Source organism: Oerskovia paurometabola (assembly GCF_016907365.1).
Classification (GTDB): Bacteria; Actinomycetota; Actinomycetes; order Actinomycetales; family Cellulomonadaceae; genus Oerskovia; species Oerskovia paurometabola.
In genome coordinates, this window is the sequence record NZ_JAFBBV010000001.1 from 3,755,557 (window position 1) to 3,771,635 (window position 16,079).

The 16,079-nt window shown below is 72.8% G+C and carries 17 protein-coding genes; 5 read left to right on the forward strand and 12 right to left on the reverse strand.

The window, feature by feature from the left end; all coding sequences use genetic code 11:
* Positions 1–4: 4 nt before the first annotated feature.
* Positions 5–1,246, forward strand: coding sequence for a DUF4032 domain-containing protein (locus JOD48_RS16715; RefSeq protein WP_204809851.1), 1,242 nt, complete (start codon positions 5–7; stop codon positions 1,244–1,246).
* Between the two features lie 33 nt (positions 1,247–1,279).
* Here the strand turns inward: JOD48_RS16715 and JOD48_RS16720 are convergent, their stop codons facing one another.
* The 5 genes from JOD48_RS16720 to JOD48_RS16740 all read right to left on the reverse strand — a co-directional run bounded on the left by JOD48_RS16720 (position 1,280) and on the right by JOD48_RS16740 (position 6,608).
* Positions 1,280–1,996 (reverse strand): DUF1275 family protein, encoded by a 717-nt coding sequence (locus JOD48_RS16720; protein WP_191789545.1) that lies wholly within the window; start codon positions 1,994–1,996, stop codon positions 1,280–1,282.
* A 138-nt stretch (positions 1,997–2,134) separates the two neighbouring features.
* Complete coding sequence (gene rlmB, locus JOD48_RS16725) at positions 2,135–3,157, reverse strand: 23S rRNA (guanosine(2251)-2'-O)-methyltransferase RlmB (RefSeq protein ID WP_191789546.1); 1,023 nt, start codon at positions 3,155–3,157, stop codon at positions 2,135–2,137.
* Between the two features lie 95 nt (positions 3,158–3,252).
* Entirely contained in the window at positions 3,253–4,692 is a 1,440-nt protein-coding gene (cysS, locus tag JOD48_RS16730) for a cysteine--tRNA ligase (RefSeq protein ID WP_204809852.1), read from the reverse strand.
* A 104-nt stretch (positions 4,693–4,796) separates the two neighbouring features.
* On the reverse strand, positions 4,797–5,192 hold the full coding sequence (locus tag JOD48_RS16735; RefSeq protein WP_204809853.1) for a PPOX class F420-dependent oxidoreductase: 396 nt from the start codon (positions 5,190–5,192) through the stop codon (positions 4,797–4,799).
* 87 nt (positions 5,193–5,279) lie between these two features.
* Complete coding sequence (locus JOD48_RS16740; protein ID WP_191789549.1) at positions 5,280–6,608, reverse strand: alanine racemase; 1,329 nt, start codon at positions 6,606–6,608, stop codon at positions 5,280–5,282.
* A 36-nt stretch (positions 6,609–6,644) separates the two neighbouring features.
* Here JOD48_RS16740 and JOD48_RS16745 point away from each other — a divergent pair, with 36 nt between their 5' ends.
* Positions 6,645–8,048 carry a D-arabinono-1,4-lactone oxidase gene (locus tag JOD48_RS16745; RefSeq protein ID WP_204809854.1) on the forward strand — a complete coding sequence of 468 codons (1,404 nt, stop codon included), beginning with the start codon at positions 6,645–6,647 and terminating at the stop codon, positions 8,046–8,048.
* A gap of 7 nt (positions 8,049–8,055) precedes the next feature.
* Here JOD48_RS16745 and JOD48_RS16750 read toward each other — a convergent pair whose 3' ends face one another.
* A complete protein-coding gene (locus tag JOD48_RS16750) occupies positions 8,056–8,739 on the reverse strand; it encodes a TetR/AcrR family transcriptional regulator (RefSeq protein WP_191789551.1) in 684 nt (227 codons plus the stop codon).
* Between the two features lie 203 nt (positions 8,740–8,942).
* Between JOD48_RS16750 and JOD48_RS16755 the strand changes: the two genes are divergently transcribed.
* The gene (locus JOD48_RS16755) at positions 8,943–9,512 is read left to right on the forward strand and encodes a hypothetical protein (protein WP_204809855.1); all 570 of its coding nucleotides are present in this window, start codon (positions 8,943–8,945) and stop codon (positions 9,510–9,512) included.
* Positions 9,513–9,567: 55 nt separating this feature from the next.
* Here the strand turns inward: JOD48_RS16755 and ispF are convergent, their stop codons facing one another.
* The 3 genes from ispF to JOD48_RS16770 all read right to left on the reverse strand — a co-directional run bounded on the left by ispF (position 9,568) and on the right by JOD48_RS16770 (position 11,453).
* Complete coding sequence (ispF, locus tag JOD48_RS16760) at positions 9,568–10,053, reverse strand: 2-C-methyl-D-erythritol 2,4-cyclodiphosphate synthase (RefSeq protein ID WP_204809856.1); 486 nt, start codon at positions 10,051–10,053, stop codon at positions 9,568–9,570.
* Complete coding sequence (ispD, locus tag JOD48_RS16765; protein WP_204809857.1) at positions 10,050–10,799, reverse strand: 2-C-methyl-D-erythritol 4-phosphate cytidylyltransferase; 750 nt, start codon at positions 10,797–10,799, stop codon at positions 10,050–10,052. The genes ispF and ispD overlap by 4 nt, the downstream gene beginning before the upstream one ends.
* A 171-nt stretch (positions 10,800–10,970) precedes the next feature.
* Positions 10,971–11,453: a CarD family transcriptional regulator gene (locus tag JOD48_RS16770; RefSeq protein WP_030144079.1), complete on the reverse strand. Its 483-nt coding sequence runs from the start codon at positions 11,451–11,453 to the stop codon at positions 10,971–10,973.
* Positions 11,454–11,804: 351 nt separating this feature from the next.
* Between JOD48_RS16770 and JOD48_RS16775 the strand changes: the two genes are divergently transcribed.
* Both JOD48_RS16775 and JOD48_RS16780 read left to right on the forward strand, forming a co-directional pair.
* Positions 11,805–12,290 (forward strand): hypothetical protein, encoded by a 486-nt coding sequence (locus tag JOD48_RS16775; RefSeq protein ID WP_191789555.1) that lies wholly within the window; start codon positions 11,805–11,807, stop codon positions 12,288–12,290.
* 212 nt (positions 12,291–12,502) lie between these two features.
* Positions 12,503–13,042: a septum formation family protein gene (locus JOD48_RS16780; RefSeq protein ID WP_204809858.1), complete on the forward strand. Its 540-nt coding sequence runs from the start codon at positions 12,503–12,505 to the stop codon at positions 13,040–13,042.
* A gap of 79 nt (positions 13,043–13,121) precedes the next feature.
* On the opposite strand, the gene pstB is transcribed toward JOD48_RS16780, so the two are convergent.
* The 3 genes from pstB to pstC all read right to left on the reverse strand — a co-directional run bounded on the left by pstB (position 13,122) and on the right by pstC (position 16,038).
* Entirely contained in the window at positions 13,122–13,901 is a 780-nt protein-coding gene (pstB, locus tag JOD48_RS16785; protein ID WP_191789557.1) for a phosphate ABC transporter ATP-binding protein PstB, read from the reverse strand.
* Between the two features lie 65 nt (positions 13,902–13,966).
* A complete protein-coding gene (pstA, locus tag JOD48_RS16790; RefSeq protein WP_191789558.1) occupies positions 13,967–15,055 on the reverse strand; it encodes a phosphate ABC transporter permease PstA in 1,089 nt (362 codons plus the stop codon).
* Entirely contained in the window at positions 15,055–16,038 is a 984-nt protein-coding gene (pstC, locus tag JOD48_RS16795) for a phosphate ABC transporter permease subunit PstC (protein WP_204809859.1), read from the reverse strand. The genes pstA and pstC overlap by 1 nt, the downstream gene beginning before the upstream one ends.
* Positions 16,039–16,079: the final 41 nt, after the last annotated feature.

Genomic DNA, 16,079 nt, shown 5'->3' on the forward strand with positions numbered 1-16,079 from the left:
TGTCATGGTGCAGAACCTGCAGATCACCGCGTCAGCCCCCGACCCAGCACTGCTCGACCTCCCCTGGGACATCCCCCTGGAGGAGTGGCCGGACAGCGTCCTCGCCGCCCTCCCCCGCGGGATCTCGCGCCACATCGTGCGCTTCGTGCGCCTGTCGGGCCGCGTCATCGCGATCAAGGAGATCGGCGAGTCCGTCGCGTACCGCGAGTACGAGCTGCTGCGCCAGCTCAGCCGTCTCGACGTCCCCAGCGTCGTGCCCGTGGGAGTCATCACAGGCCGGAGCGACGCGCACGGCGAACGCCTCGAGGCCGTGCTCATCACCGAGCACCTGCAGTTCTCGCTGCCCTACCGCGCGCTGTTCAGCCAGGCCCTGCAGCCCGACACCGCGACGCGCCTCATCGACGCCCTCGCGGTGCTGCTCGTGCGGCTGCACCTCGTCGGCTTCTACTGGGGCGACGTGTCGCTGTCCAACACGCTCTTCCGCCGCGACGCCGAGACCTTCGCCGCGTACCTCGTGGACGCCGAGACGGGTGACCTGCACCGCGAGCTGAGCCCCGGCCAGCGCAACTACGACGTGGACCTCGCGCGGACGAACATCATCGGCGAGCTCATGGACCTGTCCGCGGGCGAGCTGCTCGACGAGGACATCGACGAGATCCTCGTGGGCGACGCGCTCGTCGCACGCTACAACGAGCTCTGGGACGCCCTGACCAACGCCGAGACCTTCGCCTCGGACGAGCGCTGGCGCGTCGCCGCGCGCATCGACCGGCTCAACAACCTGGGCTTCGACGTGGGCGAGCTCGCCATCACGACCGACATCGACGGCACGACCGTCCAGATCCAGCCCAAGGTCGTCGACGCGGGCCACCACGCGCGCCGCCTGCTGCGCCTCACCGGCCTGGACGTCCAGGAGAACCAGGCCCGCCGCCTGCTCAACGACCTCGACTCCTACCGTGCGGCCGCCGAGCGCCAGAACGACGACGAGGAGTTCGTCGCGCACGACTGGCTCAGCGGGGTCTTCGAGCCCACGATCCAGGCTGTCCCGCGCGACCTGCGGCGCAAGCTGCAGCCCGCCCAGCTCTTCCACGAGATCCTCGACCACCGCTGGTTCATCTCGGAGAAGGCCGGCCGGGACATCCCCATGCCCGAGGCCACGGCGTCCTACGTCGAGAACGTGCTCCGGCACCGACCCGACGAGAAGGCGATCCTGGGCCTCGCGCCGGGCGAGGTCGACCGCCAGGAGTGATCGGGGCGGGGCGTCGGGAGGCAGGCAGCCCCCTCACTCCTGTCCTGACGGCCCTGGCGAGGGCGCCGAACGCATCCCCGCGAGGTCCCGGCGCCGGTAGGTCTCGCCCACGATCGCCGTGCCCAGCGCGATCGCGCCCGGCACCACCAGCGCTGCCCCGGTTCCCGCGCGCAGCACGAGCGCCCCCACGGCGGCGCCGCTCCCGAGCGCGACGACCGCCGAGACCCGCCTGACCCAGGCCTCGCGCCCGTGGCTGCCCTGGAAGGAGTCCGCGGCCAGTCCCGTGAGCGTCGAGGTGACCACGGTGGTCGTCAGGTCCTTGACGGACAGGTGTCGGGCGGTCGCCGCCTGGACCCCCATCGAGACTCCCAGCACGGCCACGACCACGAGCAGGTGCCAGCCCCTCGGGGTGCCCACCGCCGCGGCCACGGCGGATGCCGCGAGCACCCCGACGCCGACGCCCGCGAACAGGCCCGTCGTCGTCCGGTGCCAGCCTGCCCTCTGGTTCCTGAACGCGAACCCCGCGACTGCCGCCCCCGCGACGTACGCCGCGAGCGCGACGAGCGGCCCGGCGGTGGGCACGTCCGGGCCGCCCGCGAGCCCCATCCCGAGGATCAGCACGTTGCCGGTCATGTTGGCCGTGAAGACCTGGTCGAGGGCCAGGTAGCAGATGCCGTCGATGATGCCCGTCGAGAACGTCAGCACCAGGAGCAGCACCCTGTAGTGCCGGTGCACGGGCTGAGGGTCCATCCCGCGAGCATCCCCCGGGCCGTCCCAGGGCGCACCCGCACGCCCGGCACCGCCCGGCTCCCGACGACGCAGGGCGCCCCGTCGCCCCACCGGGATGGTGGTGCGACGGGGCGCCCTGGACGAACGAGGCGCGGTGTCTCAGTCCTCCGCGGAGCGCAGGCGCGCGACCTCGTACAGCGAGATCCCGGCGGCGACGCCGGCGTTGAGCGACTCGACGTCCGAGAGGATCGGGATCGAGGCGACGACGTCGCACGTCTCGCGCACGAGGCGCGAGAGGCCCTTGCCCTCGGACCCGACGACGAGCACGAGCGGGTCCTTGCCGAACGCGAGCTCGCCCACGGCGACCGGGCCGCCGCCGTCGAGCCCCACGATGAAGCAGCCCGCGGCCTTGTACTCGGTGAGCGTGCGCACGAGGTTGGTCGCGCGGGCCACGGGCACGCGCGCCGCGGCTCCCGCGGAGACCTTCCACGCGGACGCCGTGACGCCGGCCGCGCGACGCTCGGGCACCAGGACGCCGTGCGCCCCGAACGCGCCCGCGGAGCGCAGCACGGCGCCGAGGTTGCGCGGGTCGGTCACGCCGTCGAGGGCGACGATGAGCGGGGGCTCGCCGGCCTCGTGCGCACGGTCGAGGAGGTCCTCGGGGTCGGCGTAGTCGTAGGGCGGGACCTGGATCGCGACGCCCTGGTGGACCGAGCCGTCGGTCATGCGGTCGAGCTCGGCCTTGGTGACCTCGAGGAGGTTGTACCCGCGCCCGGAGGCGATGTTCAGGATCTCCTTGGTGCGGTCGTCGGCCTCGAGGCGCGTGGCGATGTACACCGCGGAGACGGGGATGTACGCCCGGAGGGCCTCGAGCACGGCGTTGCGGCCGTTGACGACCTCGTTCGCGCTGCTCGATCGCGTCGTGCGCGACGGCGTGCGCCCGCTCGGGCGCCCGCCACGAGCCGCGCTCTTGGCGTCGTGCGCGCGCGGCCCCGTCGAGGTGGCGTCGCGGCGTTCGGCGGCGACCTTGGCCTTGTGGGCCTTGTGGTAGGTGCGGTCCTCGGCCTTGGGCGTCGGGCCGCGGCCCTCGAGGGAGCGGCGGTTCTTGCCGCCCGTGCCGGCGACGGCGCCCTTCTTGTTGCTGCTGCGGGTCGCGCCGCGTCGTTGTGAGTTTCCAGCCATGGGTCTGCCCCGTCGGTCGATGTGTGCGAGTGAAGTTGTGGTGGCGGACCCTGGGCCCGGGTGGGCCCGTCCTGCCGTGGGGCCAGGGTTCCGGGTCAGGTGCCCTGGCGTGCAGCGAGGGACCAGCGGGCCCCGTCGCTGGAGTCCTCGACGACGACCCCGGCGACCGCGAGGCGGTCCCGGATCGCGTCGGAGGTGGCGAAGTCGCGCGCGGCCCGTGCCTGCGCGCGGGCGTCGAGCTCGGCGGTGACGACCGCGTCGAGCGCCTGCCGGTACCGGGTGTCCCCGGCGTCGGCCCACTGCTCGCCCGCGGGGTCGAGCCCCAGGACGTCGAGCATCGCCCGGAGGGCGACGAGGTGGTGCCGCGCGACGGCGTCCGCGGCCGGCGAGCGGTCGGCGAGCGCCGAGTTCCCGGCGCGCAGGTGCTCGTGCACGACCGCGAGGGCCGCGGGCACGTTGAGGTCGTCGTCCATCGCGGACACGAAGGCCGCCGGGAGCTCGGCCTGGCGCACGTCGACCGCGTCGATCGTCCCGACGCGCTCGCCCGCGCGCTGCACGAACCCGCTGAGCCGCTCCCACGTGGCCTCGGCCTCGGTCACGGTGTCCTGGGTCCACTCGAGCATCGAGCGGTACTGGACCGCGGCGAGCGCGTAGCGCAGCACGGCCGGGGTGGTCGTGCTGAGCACCTCGCGCACGAGCAGCCCGTTGCCGAGGGACTTGCTCATCTTGGCGCCGCCCTGCGTGACCCACGCGGAGTGGAGCCAGTACTGGGCGAACCCGTCGCCGGCGGCACGGGACTGGGCCTGCTCGTTCTCGTGGTGCGGGAACCGCAGGTCGAGGCCGCCCCCGTGGATGTCGAACGTGCTGCCGAGGTAGCGGTGGGCCATGGCCGAGCACTCGAGGTGCCAGCCGGGGCGTCCGCGCCCGAACGGGGTGTCCCACGAGGCCGTGGCCGGCTCACCGGGCTTGGGGGCCTTCCAGAGCGCGAAGTCGCGGGGGTCGCGCTTGAGGGACTCCTCGGCCGAGTCCGCGGGAGCAGGCGTGAGGTCCTCGAGCCGCTGGTTGGTGAGCGAGCCGTAGTCGGCCCACGAGCGCACGTCGAACCACACGTCGCCGGGTCCGGTCGTGTAGGCGTGACCGGAGTCGACGAGCCGCTGCATGAGCTCGACCATGTCCGTGACGTGCCCCGTGGCGCGCGGCTCGTAGGTGGGCGGCGCGACGCCCAGGGCGTCGTAGGCCGCGGTGAACTCGCGCTCGTAGGTCGCGGCCCACGCCCACCAGGGCTCGCCGGCGTCGGCGGACTTGGCGAGGATCTTGTCGTCGATGTCGGTGACGTTGCGGATGAGGGTCACGCGCGAGCCCGTGCGGCGCAGCCAGCGCACGAGCACGTCGAAGGCCACGGCCGAGCGCATGTGCCCGATGTGCGGCGCCGACTGGACCGTCGCCCCGCACAGGTAGATGCCGACCTCACCCTGGGTCTGAGGGATGAAGGCGCGCACGTCCCGCGTCGCGGTGTCGAACAGTCGAAGGCTCACGCCCGCAAGGTTACCGGGGCGCACCCCTCCCGGCAGAACCCGCCCTCCCGTGGGCGGCGTCCGGGTGCGCGTCCTCACCCGACGGAGCGGGTCGGGCAGCCCTGTCAGTCGCGCCAGTGGACCTTCGTCGGGCGCACGCGCACGACCACGCGGCGGTTGTCGGTGCCGTCGTCGCCCGTGTAGCGCTCGGCGCCCGTGTACTTCTGGGCGAGGGCGTGGATGAGCGAGGCGGACGGGTCTTCCTCGATCGCGGCCTCGCCGCGGACCTCGAGGTACCGGTAGGGCGCTTCGCGGGGGTAGACGAGCACGCTCAGGCGCGGGTCGCGCTGCAGGTTGTCGGTCTTGCGGCGGCCGTGGATCGTCGAGAAGAGGACGTCGTCGCCGTCGCGCGCGACCCACACGACCGAGGTCTGCGGGCTGCCGTCGGCCTCGATCGTGGCCACGGTCGCGAACTCGGGGGCGTCGAGGAGCGCCTTGGCGGCGTCGGGAAGGCTCGTCATGACGTGCTCAATCGCCCGGCCCGCACGCCTATTCCCGAAACACCGGACTTCTCACCACCTGGACACGCACCGTGCCCGACGGCGCCGCTAGCCGAAGTTCCTGCCCTCGCCCCGGTAGGTGGGGACCTCCTCGACCACCTGGTCGCCGCGCACGAGGTGCACGCGGTCGAAGCGCTCCATGAGCTCGCCGGCCTTGGCGTGCCGGAACCAGACCCGGTCGCCCACGGCGAGCCGTCGCTCGGCCCCGCGCGTGGCCCGCAGCGGGGTCTGGACCTCGCCCACGCCCTCCGAGGACGTGAGCCGCCACCCGGGCTCGACGACGCGCGGCACACGCAGCGCCCCGGCGGGGCCCGAGGCCACGTAGCCGCCCGCGAACGCGGTCGCGTAGCCGGGCGCGGGCACGCGCACCACGTCGAGCCCGAAGTACGCGGACGGGTGCGGGGCGAACGACCGGTAGCCGTCGAACAGCCCGGGGACGTACAGCCCCGAGCCAGAGGTCACCTCGGTCACGACCGGGTCCGAGGCGGACGTCTCGAGCGACCCCGTGCCGCCCGAGTTCACGAGGTCCAGCTCGTACCCGACGGCGTCGCTCACGGCCGCGAGCACATCGGCCCGGCGCGTGGCCAGGTCCGCGACCGAGGCCTTCTTGACGAGCCGTACCGCGGGGCTCGTGTCGGGCAGGCCCGCGACCTGCGCCTCGTAGAACATCAGGCCACGCACGCGCAGGCCGGGGGTGTCGGCGACGACCCGCGCGAGGGCCCGCGCCTCGGCGGCCGTGTGGACGGGCGAGCGGCGGGTCCCGAGGTGGACGGTGAACGGACCGATGCCCAGGCGCAGCGACGCGTCGACGTCGAGGCAGAGCAGGACGGGCGGCCCGTCCGGCGCCCCGCCGCGGTCCTCGCCCGGGTGGTGGCCCGCGAGCGCGGCGGCGACGAGCGCGACCTGCGCGACGTCGTCGACCATGAGGGTGATCTCGCGGCGTGCCGCCGGGTCCGCGGCGAGCTCGGCGAGCGCCCGGCGGTCGACCGTCGGGTACGCGACCAGGACGTCGCGCGCGCCCTCCTCGACGAGCCACAGGGCCTCCGCGAGCGAGTACGCCATGATCCCCGCGAAGCCCAGCTCGCCCGCGCGCCGGACGAGCGAGCGCACGCGCACCGACTTGGACGCGAGCCGCACGGGCACGCCGCCCGCACGGGCCAGGAGGTCACGCGCGTTGGCGTCGAACACGTCGAGGTCGACGACCGCGACGGGGCCCGGGACGCGCTCGGTCGCGGCCGACAGCCGGTCGCCGAGCGTTCGGGCCTCGGCCGCGGCCGACGCGTCGTGCGCTCCCTGTCCCCCGGGGCTCGACCGCCCCCGGGACCAGGACGGGGTGGACGGGTCCTGCGCGCTGCGCTGCACGGGCGTCGTCGTCATGGAAAGAAACCTACCCCTCGTGAGACAGTGCGTGGTGTGACGAGCCAGCAGGCTCCCGGTTCATGGACGAACTGGGCGCGAAACCAGACCGCCGTTCCCCTGCACCGTGCCGCCCCGCGCGACACCGACGAGCTCTCCCAGGTCGTGCGACGAGCCGCGGCCGACGGCCACCGGGTACGGGCCGTCGGCGCGGGGCACTCGTTCACGGGCGCCGCCGTGACCGACGGAGTGCTCGTGAGCCTCGACGCGCTCGGGACCGTCGAGGACGTGACCCGGACCGATACCGGCGCGCGCGTGACCGTGGGGGCCGGCATCCGCCTGCACCGCCTCAACGCGGTGCTCGCGTCCGCGGGCCTCGCGATGCGCAACCTCGGGGACATCGACCGGCAGTCGGTCGCGGGCGCGATCTCGACCGGCACGCACGGCACGGGCGCCTCGCTCGGCGGGCTCGCGACGCAGGTGCGCGGCGTGCGCGTGGTCGGTGCCGACGGCTCGGTGACCGAGGCGACGCCCGAGCAGGACCCCGACCTGTTCGAGGCGAGCCGCCTGGGCCTCGGCAGCACGGGCGTGCTGGCCGCGGTGACGCTCGACGTGGTGCCCGCGTTCCACCTGCGCGCCCAGGAGGAGCCCTGGCCGCTCGACCGGGTCCTCGAGGAGCTCAGCACGGCGTCGGGCGGGCGCGGCGGCGGGACGGACGCCGAGGGCCTCGAGAACGCGCACGACCACTTCGAGTTCTACTGGTTCCCGCACACGCGCCGAGCGCTCACCAAGCGCAACGACCGCCTCGCACCCGACGACGAGGCCGCTGCCGTCCTGCGCACGGCCCGCGGCGAGCGGCCCGGCGCCGTGACGCGCGCCCGCTCGTGGGTCGACGAGGAGCTGCTGTCCAACGGGCTGTTCGAGGTCGTCAACCGCGTGGCGACCGTGGCGCCCCGGGCGACCCCGCGGATCAACGCCCTGTCGGCGCGAGCGCTCGCCCCGCGCACGTACGTCGCGCCCTCGCACGAGGTGTTCGTGTCGCCGCGCCGCGTGCGCTTCCGCGAGATGGAGTACGCGGTGCCGCGTGCCGAGCTCGTGAACGTGCTCGAGGAGATCGACGCCTGGGTCCGGGCGTCGGGCGAGAACGTCCCGTTCCCGGTCGAGGTCCGCTTCGCGGCCGCTGACGACGTGTGGCTCTCCACGGCCAACGGCCGCGACAGCGCCTACGTCGCGGTCCACCAGTACGCACGGCTCCCGCACGAACGCTACTTCGAGGGCGTCGAGAAGATCGTCGCGGGCGTCGGCGGTCGGCCGCACTGGGGCAAGCTCCACACGCTCGGCGCCGCGGACCTCGCCGAGCGCTACCCGCGCTTCGAGGACTTCCGTCGGGTCCGCGCGCAGGCCGACCCTGCGGGCGTCTTCGCCAACCCGTACACGGACCAGGTCTTCGGGCCGCGCTGAGGCGCGCCTACCGCGCGGCGGGAGCGGCGGCGTCGGGCCCTGCGTCAGGCGGTGCTCCAGGCCCAGCGACCGGGCGTGCGCCGGGAGCCGCCCCGTCGGGGTGCACCACGAGCGACAGGACGTAGTCCGCGAGCGCGTGGAAGCTGCGGATCGCGGCGTCGTCGTCCTGCTGGACGAGCCAGGCGATCTCGATGCCGTCGATGTAGCCCGCGACGATGCGCGACAGGAAGGGCGTGTCGATCGAGTAGGTGATCCCCGCGATCCGCGAGAGCTGGTCGAGGATGCCCTGCGTCATGGCCCAGGTCTGCTCGAGGTGCGCCTTCGCCACGGGGCGCAGCGCGCGGTTGCGCGAGCCCGCGGTCGCGAACTCGAACGTCAGCAGGCGCATGTGCCGTCGCGGTGTCAGGCCCTCCCACAGCCCGTCGGCCGCCGCGTGGGCGATCTCGTACACGTCCTTCGTGGGGTCCATCGCCATGCGGACCGGTTCCGAGGCGACGACCGCGAGGCTGTGCCCCATGGCGCGGAGCATCGCGTCCTTGTCCTCGAAGCAGTAGTGCACCGTGCCCAACGAGATCCCGGCCTCGGCCGCGACGCCTCGGACCGTCACGGCCTCGACGCCGTCCCGGACGGCGATGGACATCGCGGCGTCGACGATCTGCGCCCGACGTTCCTCGATCGACATGCGGTTCATCGTCGACCTCCCTCATGACCACGCAGCGGCAGCACGACGGTGCAGGAACGCGCCGTCGTCGTCGCTGTCCACCATGCCTTCAATGTCGTATTTTCGCACGTGGGGGACGTTTCCCCGGCCATCTCGCGTCCAGCTGGTGGACGGGACGTGGCAGGCTGTGACCGGGGCCCTGAAGGGGCCCGACCGTCGCCGAGAGGATCCCCGTGCACCACCCGAGCCGCCCGCTCGCCGTCGCCGTGGTCGTCGCCACCGTGAGCGCACTGCTCACCGCGTGCGGGACGAGCGCTCCCCCCGCCGCCCCGACCGCCCAGACCTTCGAGGTCCCCGACAGCGCGGTGGGCGCGAGCGTGACGACCCCCGAGACCTGGGACCGCGCCGGGCAGAGCGCCCCGCTCGTCGTCCGGTCGACGACCCCCTTCGGGGACCCCGGCTTCACGGCCAACGTCGTCGTCACGACGAGCGAGCCCGGCACCGCGACGCTCGCGGAGCGGACCGCCGAGGCGGCCGAGGCTCTCCAGACGTCCGACGACGTGCAGATGGACCCGACCCAGCCGGGCCCGGTCACGGTCGTGGGTCTGCCCGCCTACCGGCTCGGGGCCACGCGCACGGTCGACGGCATCCCCGTGACCCAGGTCGAGACGGTCGTCGAGGTCCCGACGCCCGCAGGGTCGGCGTTCGTCTACGTCACCGAGACCTACGCGACGGGCGACGCCGAGGGCGCGGCCCAGGCCCGCGCGGTCACCGACAGCCTGGTCGTCACGCCCGCGGGCTGATGTCCTGGTCCGCCCCCCGGTGCGGCCGGGACGGGTGGGCCGTCCGGCCGGTCGGTCAGTCGGCGCGCACGACCAGGGCGGTCGCGAGCGCCGCGACGCCCTCACCGCGCCCCGTCAGCCCCAGCCCGTCCGTCGTGGTCGCCGTGAGGGTCACGGGGGCGCCGGCGGCAGCACTCAGCGCCGCCTCGCCCTCGGCACGGCGCGGCCCGAGCCGGGGCCGGTTGCCGACGACCTGGACCGCCACGTTGCCGATCTCGTACCCCGCCGCGCGCACCCGTCGGGCGGCCTCGGCGAGCAACGACGCACCGCTGGCTCCGGACCACTCGGGGGCGCTCGTGCCGAAGTTCGAGCCGAGGTCCCCGAGCCCTGCTGCGGAGAAGAGGGCGTCGGCGGCCGCGTGCGCGGCCACGTCGGCGTCCGAGTGGCCTGCCAGGCCCCGTTCTCCGGGCCAGTGGAGTCCCGCCAGCCAGAGGTCGCGTTCCTCGCCCACAGGGGCGTACGCGTGGACGTCGGTCCCGATGCCGGTCCGCGGGAGGTTCATCGCCCGTCCTCCGTCAGCAGCTTCTCGATGTAGTAGAAGTCGCGCGCGGTCGTGACCTTCATCGCGAGCTCGTCGCCGTCGACCACGAACACGTCCTCACCCAGGGCCTCGACGAGCGAGGCGTCGTCCGTCGCCGCCGTGGCCTCCGTACGGGCGCGCGCGGCGCCTGCGGAGTGCGCGCGCACCAGGAGCGCCCGGTCGAACGCCTGGGGGGTCTGGACCGCGCGCAGCAGCGTCCGGGCCGGGGTCGAGGCGACCCGCTCGACCCCTGCGGGCAGCGCGCCGCGGGCGTCCTCCACCGGGCCGCGCGGGGCCAGGATCTTGACGGTGTCCATCACGGGGAGCCCGGGGATGACGGCCTGGTGGCCGGCCTTGACGGTCTCGACGACCCGACGGATCATCGCGGCCGGCGCGAGGGGGCGCGCGGCATCGTGCACCACGACCGTGTCGATGTCCGCGCGTGCCCGCGTCAGCCCGGCCGCGACCGAGGACTGGCGTGTGGTCCCGCCGGCGACGACGACCACGGGCACGCTCACGTGCGGGTCGTGCTCCAGGACGTCCGACATGACCGAGACGAGCCCGTTCGGTGCCGTGACGACGAGAGCGTCGACCACTCCCGAGGCGGTCAGGCGTCGGGCCGCGTGCAGGACGAGCGGGAGGCCGCGCAGCGGGACGAGAGCCTTGGGAAGGTCGAAACCGAGGCGGGTGCCGGATCCGGCGGCGGTCAGGATGGCGAGGGTCGTCACACCGATCACGGTAGACGATCTCGGCCTGCGGACCGTCCTCGGCCCGCTGACGAGACGACCGGTCGCGCGGAGCCGCTCTCGCGCACCCTCGCGCGGGGCGTCCGTGAACGACGACGACGCACGGACCGGGTAGGTCCGTGCGTCGTCGGTGGTGCGTGGGTGAGGCTCTGCTCAGGAAGCCAGGACCTCGTCGAGGATGGCCTCGGCCTTGTCCTCCTCGGTGTGCTCGGCCAGGGCCAGCTCCGAGACCAGGATCTGTCGAGCCTTCGCCAGCATGCGCTTCTCCCCGGCCGAGAGGCCGCGGTCCGCGTCACGCCGGGAGAGGTCGCGGACGACCTCCGCCACCTTGATCACGTCGCCCGAGGCCAGCTTCTCGAGGTTGGCCTTGTAGCGGCGCGACCAGTTGGTCGGCTCTTCGGTGTATGGTGCGCGAAGAACTTCGAAGACCTTGTCGAGGCCTTCCTGGCCGACGACGTCGCGGACGCCCACCAGGTCGACGTTGTCCGCCGGGACCTCGATCGTCAGGTCGCCCTGAGCCACCTTGAGCTTCAGGTAGATCTTGTCCTCCCCGCGGATGGTGCGGGTCTTGATCTCTTCGATCTTTGCGGCACCGTGATGTGGGTAGACAACGGTCTCGCCTACTGTGAACGTCATCTGCAGATGTCCCCTTTCGCGGAGGTCGATCTTACCACGGGGGGTACCTCCGTTCCGAGCCCCTGCCCCGGCCCGCAGGCGCACCGTGCCAGCGTTTTTCCTGGTCACGCCACGGTCCGGCCAGCAGCCCGGCACGAATACCTACCGCCCGCCATGCCTGCGGACCGCCCGCAGCGCGCGAGCGGGGCCCCCTGCCGCCCTCGAGAGACCCTCCGCAGACCGCCGAGCCGGATCCCCCGGCGAGCGACTAGGCTGTGGTCATCTGCGCCCGGGGGGCGCCGGCGGCGCACGAGCCCGCCCGGCAACGCCTCCTGGGCCCACCGAGACTGACCGCAGCACATTGGAGCGCACGTGACCCGCACCCCGTCCCGCCCGACCACGCCGCGCCGGTCGCTCATGCTCGCGATCCCCGTGATCGTGGCGAGCGCCGTCGCCGTGTCGGCCTGCTCACCCATCACGACGGACATCGCCTACTCGCCGTCCGACGGCATCCGCGTCAACCTGACCGACGAGGTCCGGGCGCTGAACCTGCTCATCGTCTCGGAGGCCGAGGGCGAGCCGGGGACGCTGCTGGGCGGCGCCGCGAACGACTCCGACGAGCCCGTCGAGATCACCATCGCCCCCGAGGGCACCGACCCGGTCGACGTCCCCCTCGAGGCCGGCGAGACGGTCTACTTCAGCGTCGACGACGGCTTCGAGGCGCAGTTCGGGAACATCGACGCCGCGCCCGGTGCGACGATCTCCGTCACGGTCACCGCGAGCACGGGCGAGTCCGAGACCGCTCAGGTCCCGGTCGTCAACGGCGCCCTCGAGGAGTACAAGGACTACCTGCCCTGATCGGCGGCTGACGGTTCGTCCCCCTGCCGGCACCGGCGCTGCGAGGGACGACGAGCCGTGCCCGACGGCGAGGCTCCCTCCTGGAGGGAGCCTCGCCGTCGTGCTTCCAGGGCTCGTGCGCCGTACACGACGACGACTGTCGGCTACTGCCAGTAACATCCCGGTCATCGGGATCGGCCGACGTGGCCTCCCCTTCGTAGAAGCGGCCTTCCATGGCAACAGCCCGTCCTCGCTCCGTCCGCACCGTCGCGGTCGCCGCAGGCCTCCTGACCTCCGCTCTCCTGCTCTCCGGGTGCGGCGCGATCATCGACTCGATCACCGGCCCGTCCGAGGCCCAGCGCGACGAGCCGGGCGGTGAGGTCACCGCGGCGTCCGACGCCGACGTCTTCTCGCTCCAGCTCGGCGACTGCATCAACGAGTCCGCCCCCGCGGAGACGGAGGAGACCGTCGAGTACGAGTCGCTCCCCGTCGTGCCGTGCGCCGACCCCCACACGGGCGAGGTCTACGCCGAGCACGAGCTCCCGGCCGGCGAGTTCCCCGGCGACCAGGCCGTCTCCGACACCGGCATGGAGCACTGCTACTCGGTCTTCGAGGAGTTCGTCGGCCTCAGCTACGAGGAGTCGACGCTCGACTTCTGGGCCATGTTCCCCTCGCAGGAGAGCTGGGACATGGCGGACGACCGCACGATCCAGTGCTTCGTGGGTCCGGTCGAGGACACCGTGACGGGCACGCTCGAGGGCGCTGCCGTCTAGCACTCCCCGTGACGTCCGACGGCGAGGCCCCTCCGGGAGGGAGCCTCGCCGTCGGGCGTCGTTCTTCGTCGTGGTCAGGTCACCCGAAGCGGCCCGAGATGTAGTCCTCCGTGGCCTGCTCCGACGGCGACGAGAACATCGTCGCCGTGTCCCCCATCTCGATCAGGCGGCCCGGCTTGCCCGTGCCCGCGATGTTGAAGAACGCCGTGCGGTCGCTCACGCGGGCTGCCTGCTGCATGTTGTGCGTGACGATCACGATCGTGTACTCGTCCTTGAGCTCGGCCATGAGGTCCTCGATCGCGAGCGTCGAGATCGGGTCGAGCGCCGAGCACGGCTCGTCCATGAGGAGCACCTGCGGGCGCACCGCGATCGCGCGCGCGATGCACAGGCGCTGCTGCTGCCCGCCGGACAGGCCCGACCCGGGGCGGTCGAGGCGGTCCTTGACCTCGTTCCACAGGTTCGCGCCCTGGAGCGAGGTCTCGACCAGCTCCTCGGCGTCGGACTTGGAGATGCGCTTGTTGTTGAGGCGCACGCCCGCGAGGACGTTCTCCTTGATCGACATGGTCGGGAACGGGTTGGGCCGCTGGAAGACCATGCCCACCTGGCGACGGACGGCGACCGGGTCGACGTCGGGCGCGTAGAGGTCCTGGCCGTCCATGACGGCCTTGCCCTGGACGTGCGCGCCCGGGATGACCTCGTGCATGCGGTTGAGCGTGCGCAGGAACGTCGACTTGCCGCAGCCCGACGGGCCGATCAGCGCCGTGACCGAGCGCGGCTCGATCGCCATGGTCACGCCTTCCACGGCGAGGAAGTCGCCGTAGTAGACGTTGAGGTCGGAGACGTCGATTCGCTTCGACATGATGTGCTTCCTTCCGGCGGCCGGTCGCGCGGGGTGCGCTGCCCGGCCGGGCTGGTGGGCTCGGCTCAGCGAGCGGTCTTGGGCGAGAACAGGCGGCTGATGAGCCGGGCGATCAGGTTGAGCAGCATGACGATGAGGATCAGGGTCAGGGCCGCGGCCCAGGCCCGGTCGATCCCGACGCCGCCCTGCTCGTACTGGCGGTAGGCGAAGACCGGGAGGGTCGCCATACGTCCGTCGAACAGGTCCCAGTTGACCTGTGTGATGAGGCCGACCGTGAGCAGCAGGGGTGCGGTCTCACCGATCACGCGGGCGATCGAGAGCATGACGCCCGTGACGATGCCGGCGATCGACGTGCGCAGCACGACCTTGACGATCGTCAGCCACTTGGGCACGCCCAGCGCGAGCGACGCCTCGCGCAGCTCGTTGGGGACCAGGCGCAGCATCTCCTCGACCGAGCGGATCACGACCGGGGTCATGAGCAGCGACAGCGCGACCGCGCCCATGATCCCGGCCCGGTACGCGGGGCCGAAGACGAGCGTGAACAGCGAGAAGGCGAACAGGCCCGCGACGATCGACGGGATGCCCGTCATGACGTCCACGAGGAACGTGATCCAGCGGGCGAGGGCGCCGCGCCCGTACTCGACGAGGTAGATCGCGGTGAGCAGGCCGATCGGCACCGAGATGAGCGTCGCGGCCCCCGTGATGAGGAGCGTGCCGACGATCGCGTGCCAGATCCCGCCGCTCGTCATGTCGCCGTAGACGCCGACCATGTCGGTCGACAGGAACGTCGCCCCGAAGAGCTTGGCTCCGCGCGTGACCACGATCCACAGGAGCGAGACGAGCGGGATCAGGGCGAGCAGGAACGCGAACGTCACGAGCGTGGTCGCGAGGCGGTCGGTCGCCCAACGGGCGCCCTCGACGAACCGCGAGGTCACCGTCAGCCCGACGGCGTAGAGCACCGCGCCGAGGCCCAGCACCCCCGCGACGGTCGGCTTCCCGGCGACCGCGAGGATCGCGAACGCGACGAGGACACCACCCAGGGCGAAGGCCCAGGGGGCCCAGCGGGGCAGGCGCTTCTGCGTCGGGACGAGCTGGAGGGAGCCCGAGCCGTCGGGGGCGGCGGGCGTGGTGGGGGTGAGGTCGGTGGCCGTCATCAGTTCGCTCCCGAGAAGTCCTTGCGGCGCGCGATGATCCAGCGCGCGATCATGTTGACGACGAACGTGATGACGAACAGCGCGAGCCCCGTCGCGATGAGGGTGCTCACCGCGAGGCCGCTCGCCTCAGGGAACTTCGAGGCGATGTTCGCGGCGATCGTCTGCTGCTGCCCCGGCTTGAGCAGGAACAGCGAGTAGAGGAACCCGGGCGAGATGACCATGAGCACGGCCATGGTCTCGCCGAGCGCGCGGCCCAGGCCCAGCATCGACGCGCTGATCACGCCAGAGCGGCCGAACGGCAGGACCGCCATGCGCACCATCTCCCAGCGCGTCGCGCCCAGCGCGAGCGAGGCCTCCTCGTGCAGGACCGGGGTCTGGAGGAACACCTCGCGCGAGACCGCCGTGATGATCGGCAGGATCATGACGGCCAGGACGATCGAGGCCGACATGATGTTCTTCGCGGGGGCCTGGTAGCCCTCGAACAAGGGGACGAAACCGAGCGTGCCGCTCAGCCACGTGAAGAACGGGTTGAGGATCGGGAGCAGCCACAGCGCGCCCCACAGGCCGTACACGACGCTCGGGATGGCCGCGAGGAGGTCGATCAGGTAGCCGAGGCCCTGCGCCAGGCGCCGCGGCGCGTAGTGCGAGATGAACAGCGCGATGCCCACCGAGACCGGCACGGCGATCAGCAGCGCCAGGATCGAGGCCAGGAGCGTGCCGAACACCAGCGGGCCGATGTAGGCGAGCAGCGAGTCCGCCTTGAACCAGGAGATCTCCTGGAGCTCCTCAGGGCTCGCCGTCAGGGCCGGCCAGGCCTCGATGACGAGGAACACGGCCACCGCGGCGAGGACGAGCAGGATGAGGATCCCGGCGCCCGTCGACAGGCCCGCGAACAGGCGGCCCGCCAGGCCGCCCTTGGTCACGGGGACCGTGGGTTCGGACCCGAGCCCGGCTCGGGTGGAGGGAGGAGAGGTGACGGCCACTGATGCTCCGATGACTGAGGTGCGGCGGTGGTGGGACGGGC

Bases quoted from the DNA above. Each gene is read 5' to 3' on its own strand.
- JOD48_RS16715 (WP_204809851.1), top strand. From the start codon at position 5: ATGGTGCAGAACCTGCAGATCACCGCGTCAGCCCCCGACCCAGCACTG.
- JOD48_RS16720 (WP_191789545.1), bottom strand. From the start codon at position 1,996: ATGGACCCTCAGCCCGTGCACCGGCACTACAGGGTGCTGCTCCTGGTG.
- rlmB (WP_191789546.1), bottom strand. From the start codon at position 3,157: ATGGCTGGAAACTCACAACGACGCGGCGCGACCCGCAGCAGCAACAAG.
- JOD48_RS16735 (WP_204809853.1), bottom strand. From the start codon at position 5,192: ATGACGAGCCTTCCCGACGCCGCCAAGGCGCTCCTCGACGCCCCCGAG.
- JOD48_RS16740 (WP_191789549.1), bottom strand. From the start codon at position 6,608: ATGACGACGACGCCCGTGCAGCGCAGCGCGCAGGACCCGTCCACCCCG.
- JOD48_RS16750 (WP_191789551.1), bottom strand. From the start codon at position 8,739: ATGAACCGCATGTCGATCGAGGAACGTCGGGCGCAGATCGTCGACGCC.
- ispF (WP_204809856.1), bottom strand. From the start codon at position 10,053: ATGAACCTCCCGCGGACCGGCATCGGGACCGACGTCCACGCGTACGCC.
- JOD48_RS16770 (WP_030144079.1), bottom strand. From the start codon at position 11,453: ATGACGTTCACAGTAGGCGAGACCGTTGTCTACCCACATCACGGTGCC.
- JOD48_RS16780 (WP_204809858.1), top strand. From the start codon at position 12,503: ATGGCAACAGCCCGTCCTCGCTCCGTCCGCACCGTCGCGGTCGCCGCA.
- pstB (WP_191789557.1), bottom strand. From the start codon at position 13,901: ATGTCGAAGCGAATCGACGTCTCCGACCTCAACGTCTACTACGGCGAC.
- pstA (WP_191789558.1), bottom strand. From the start codon at position 15,055: ATGACGGCCACCGACCTCACCCCCACCACGCCCGCCGCCCCCGACGGC.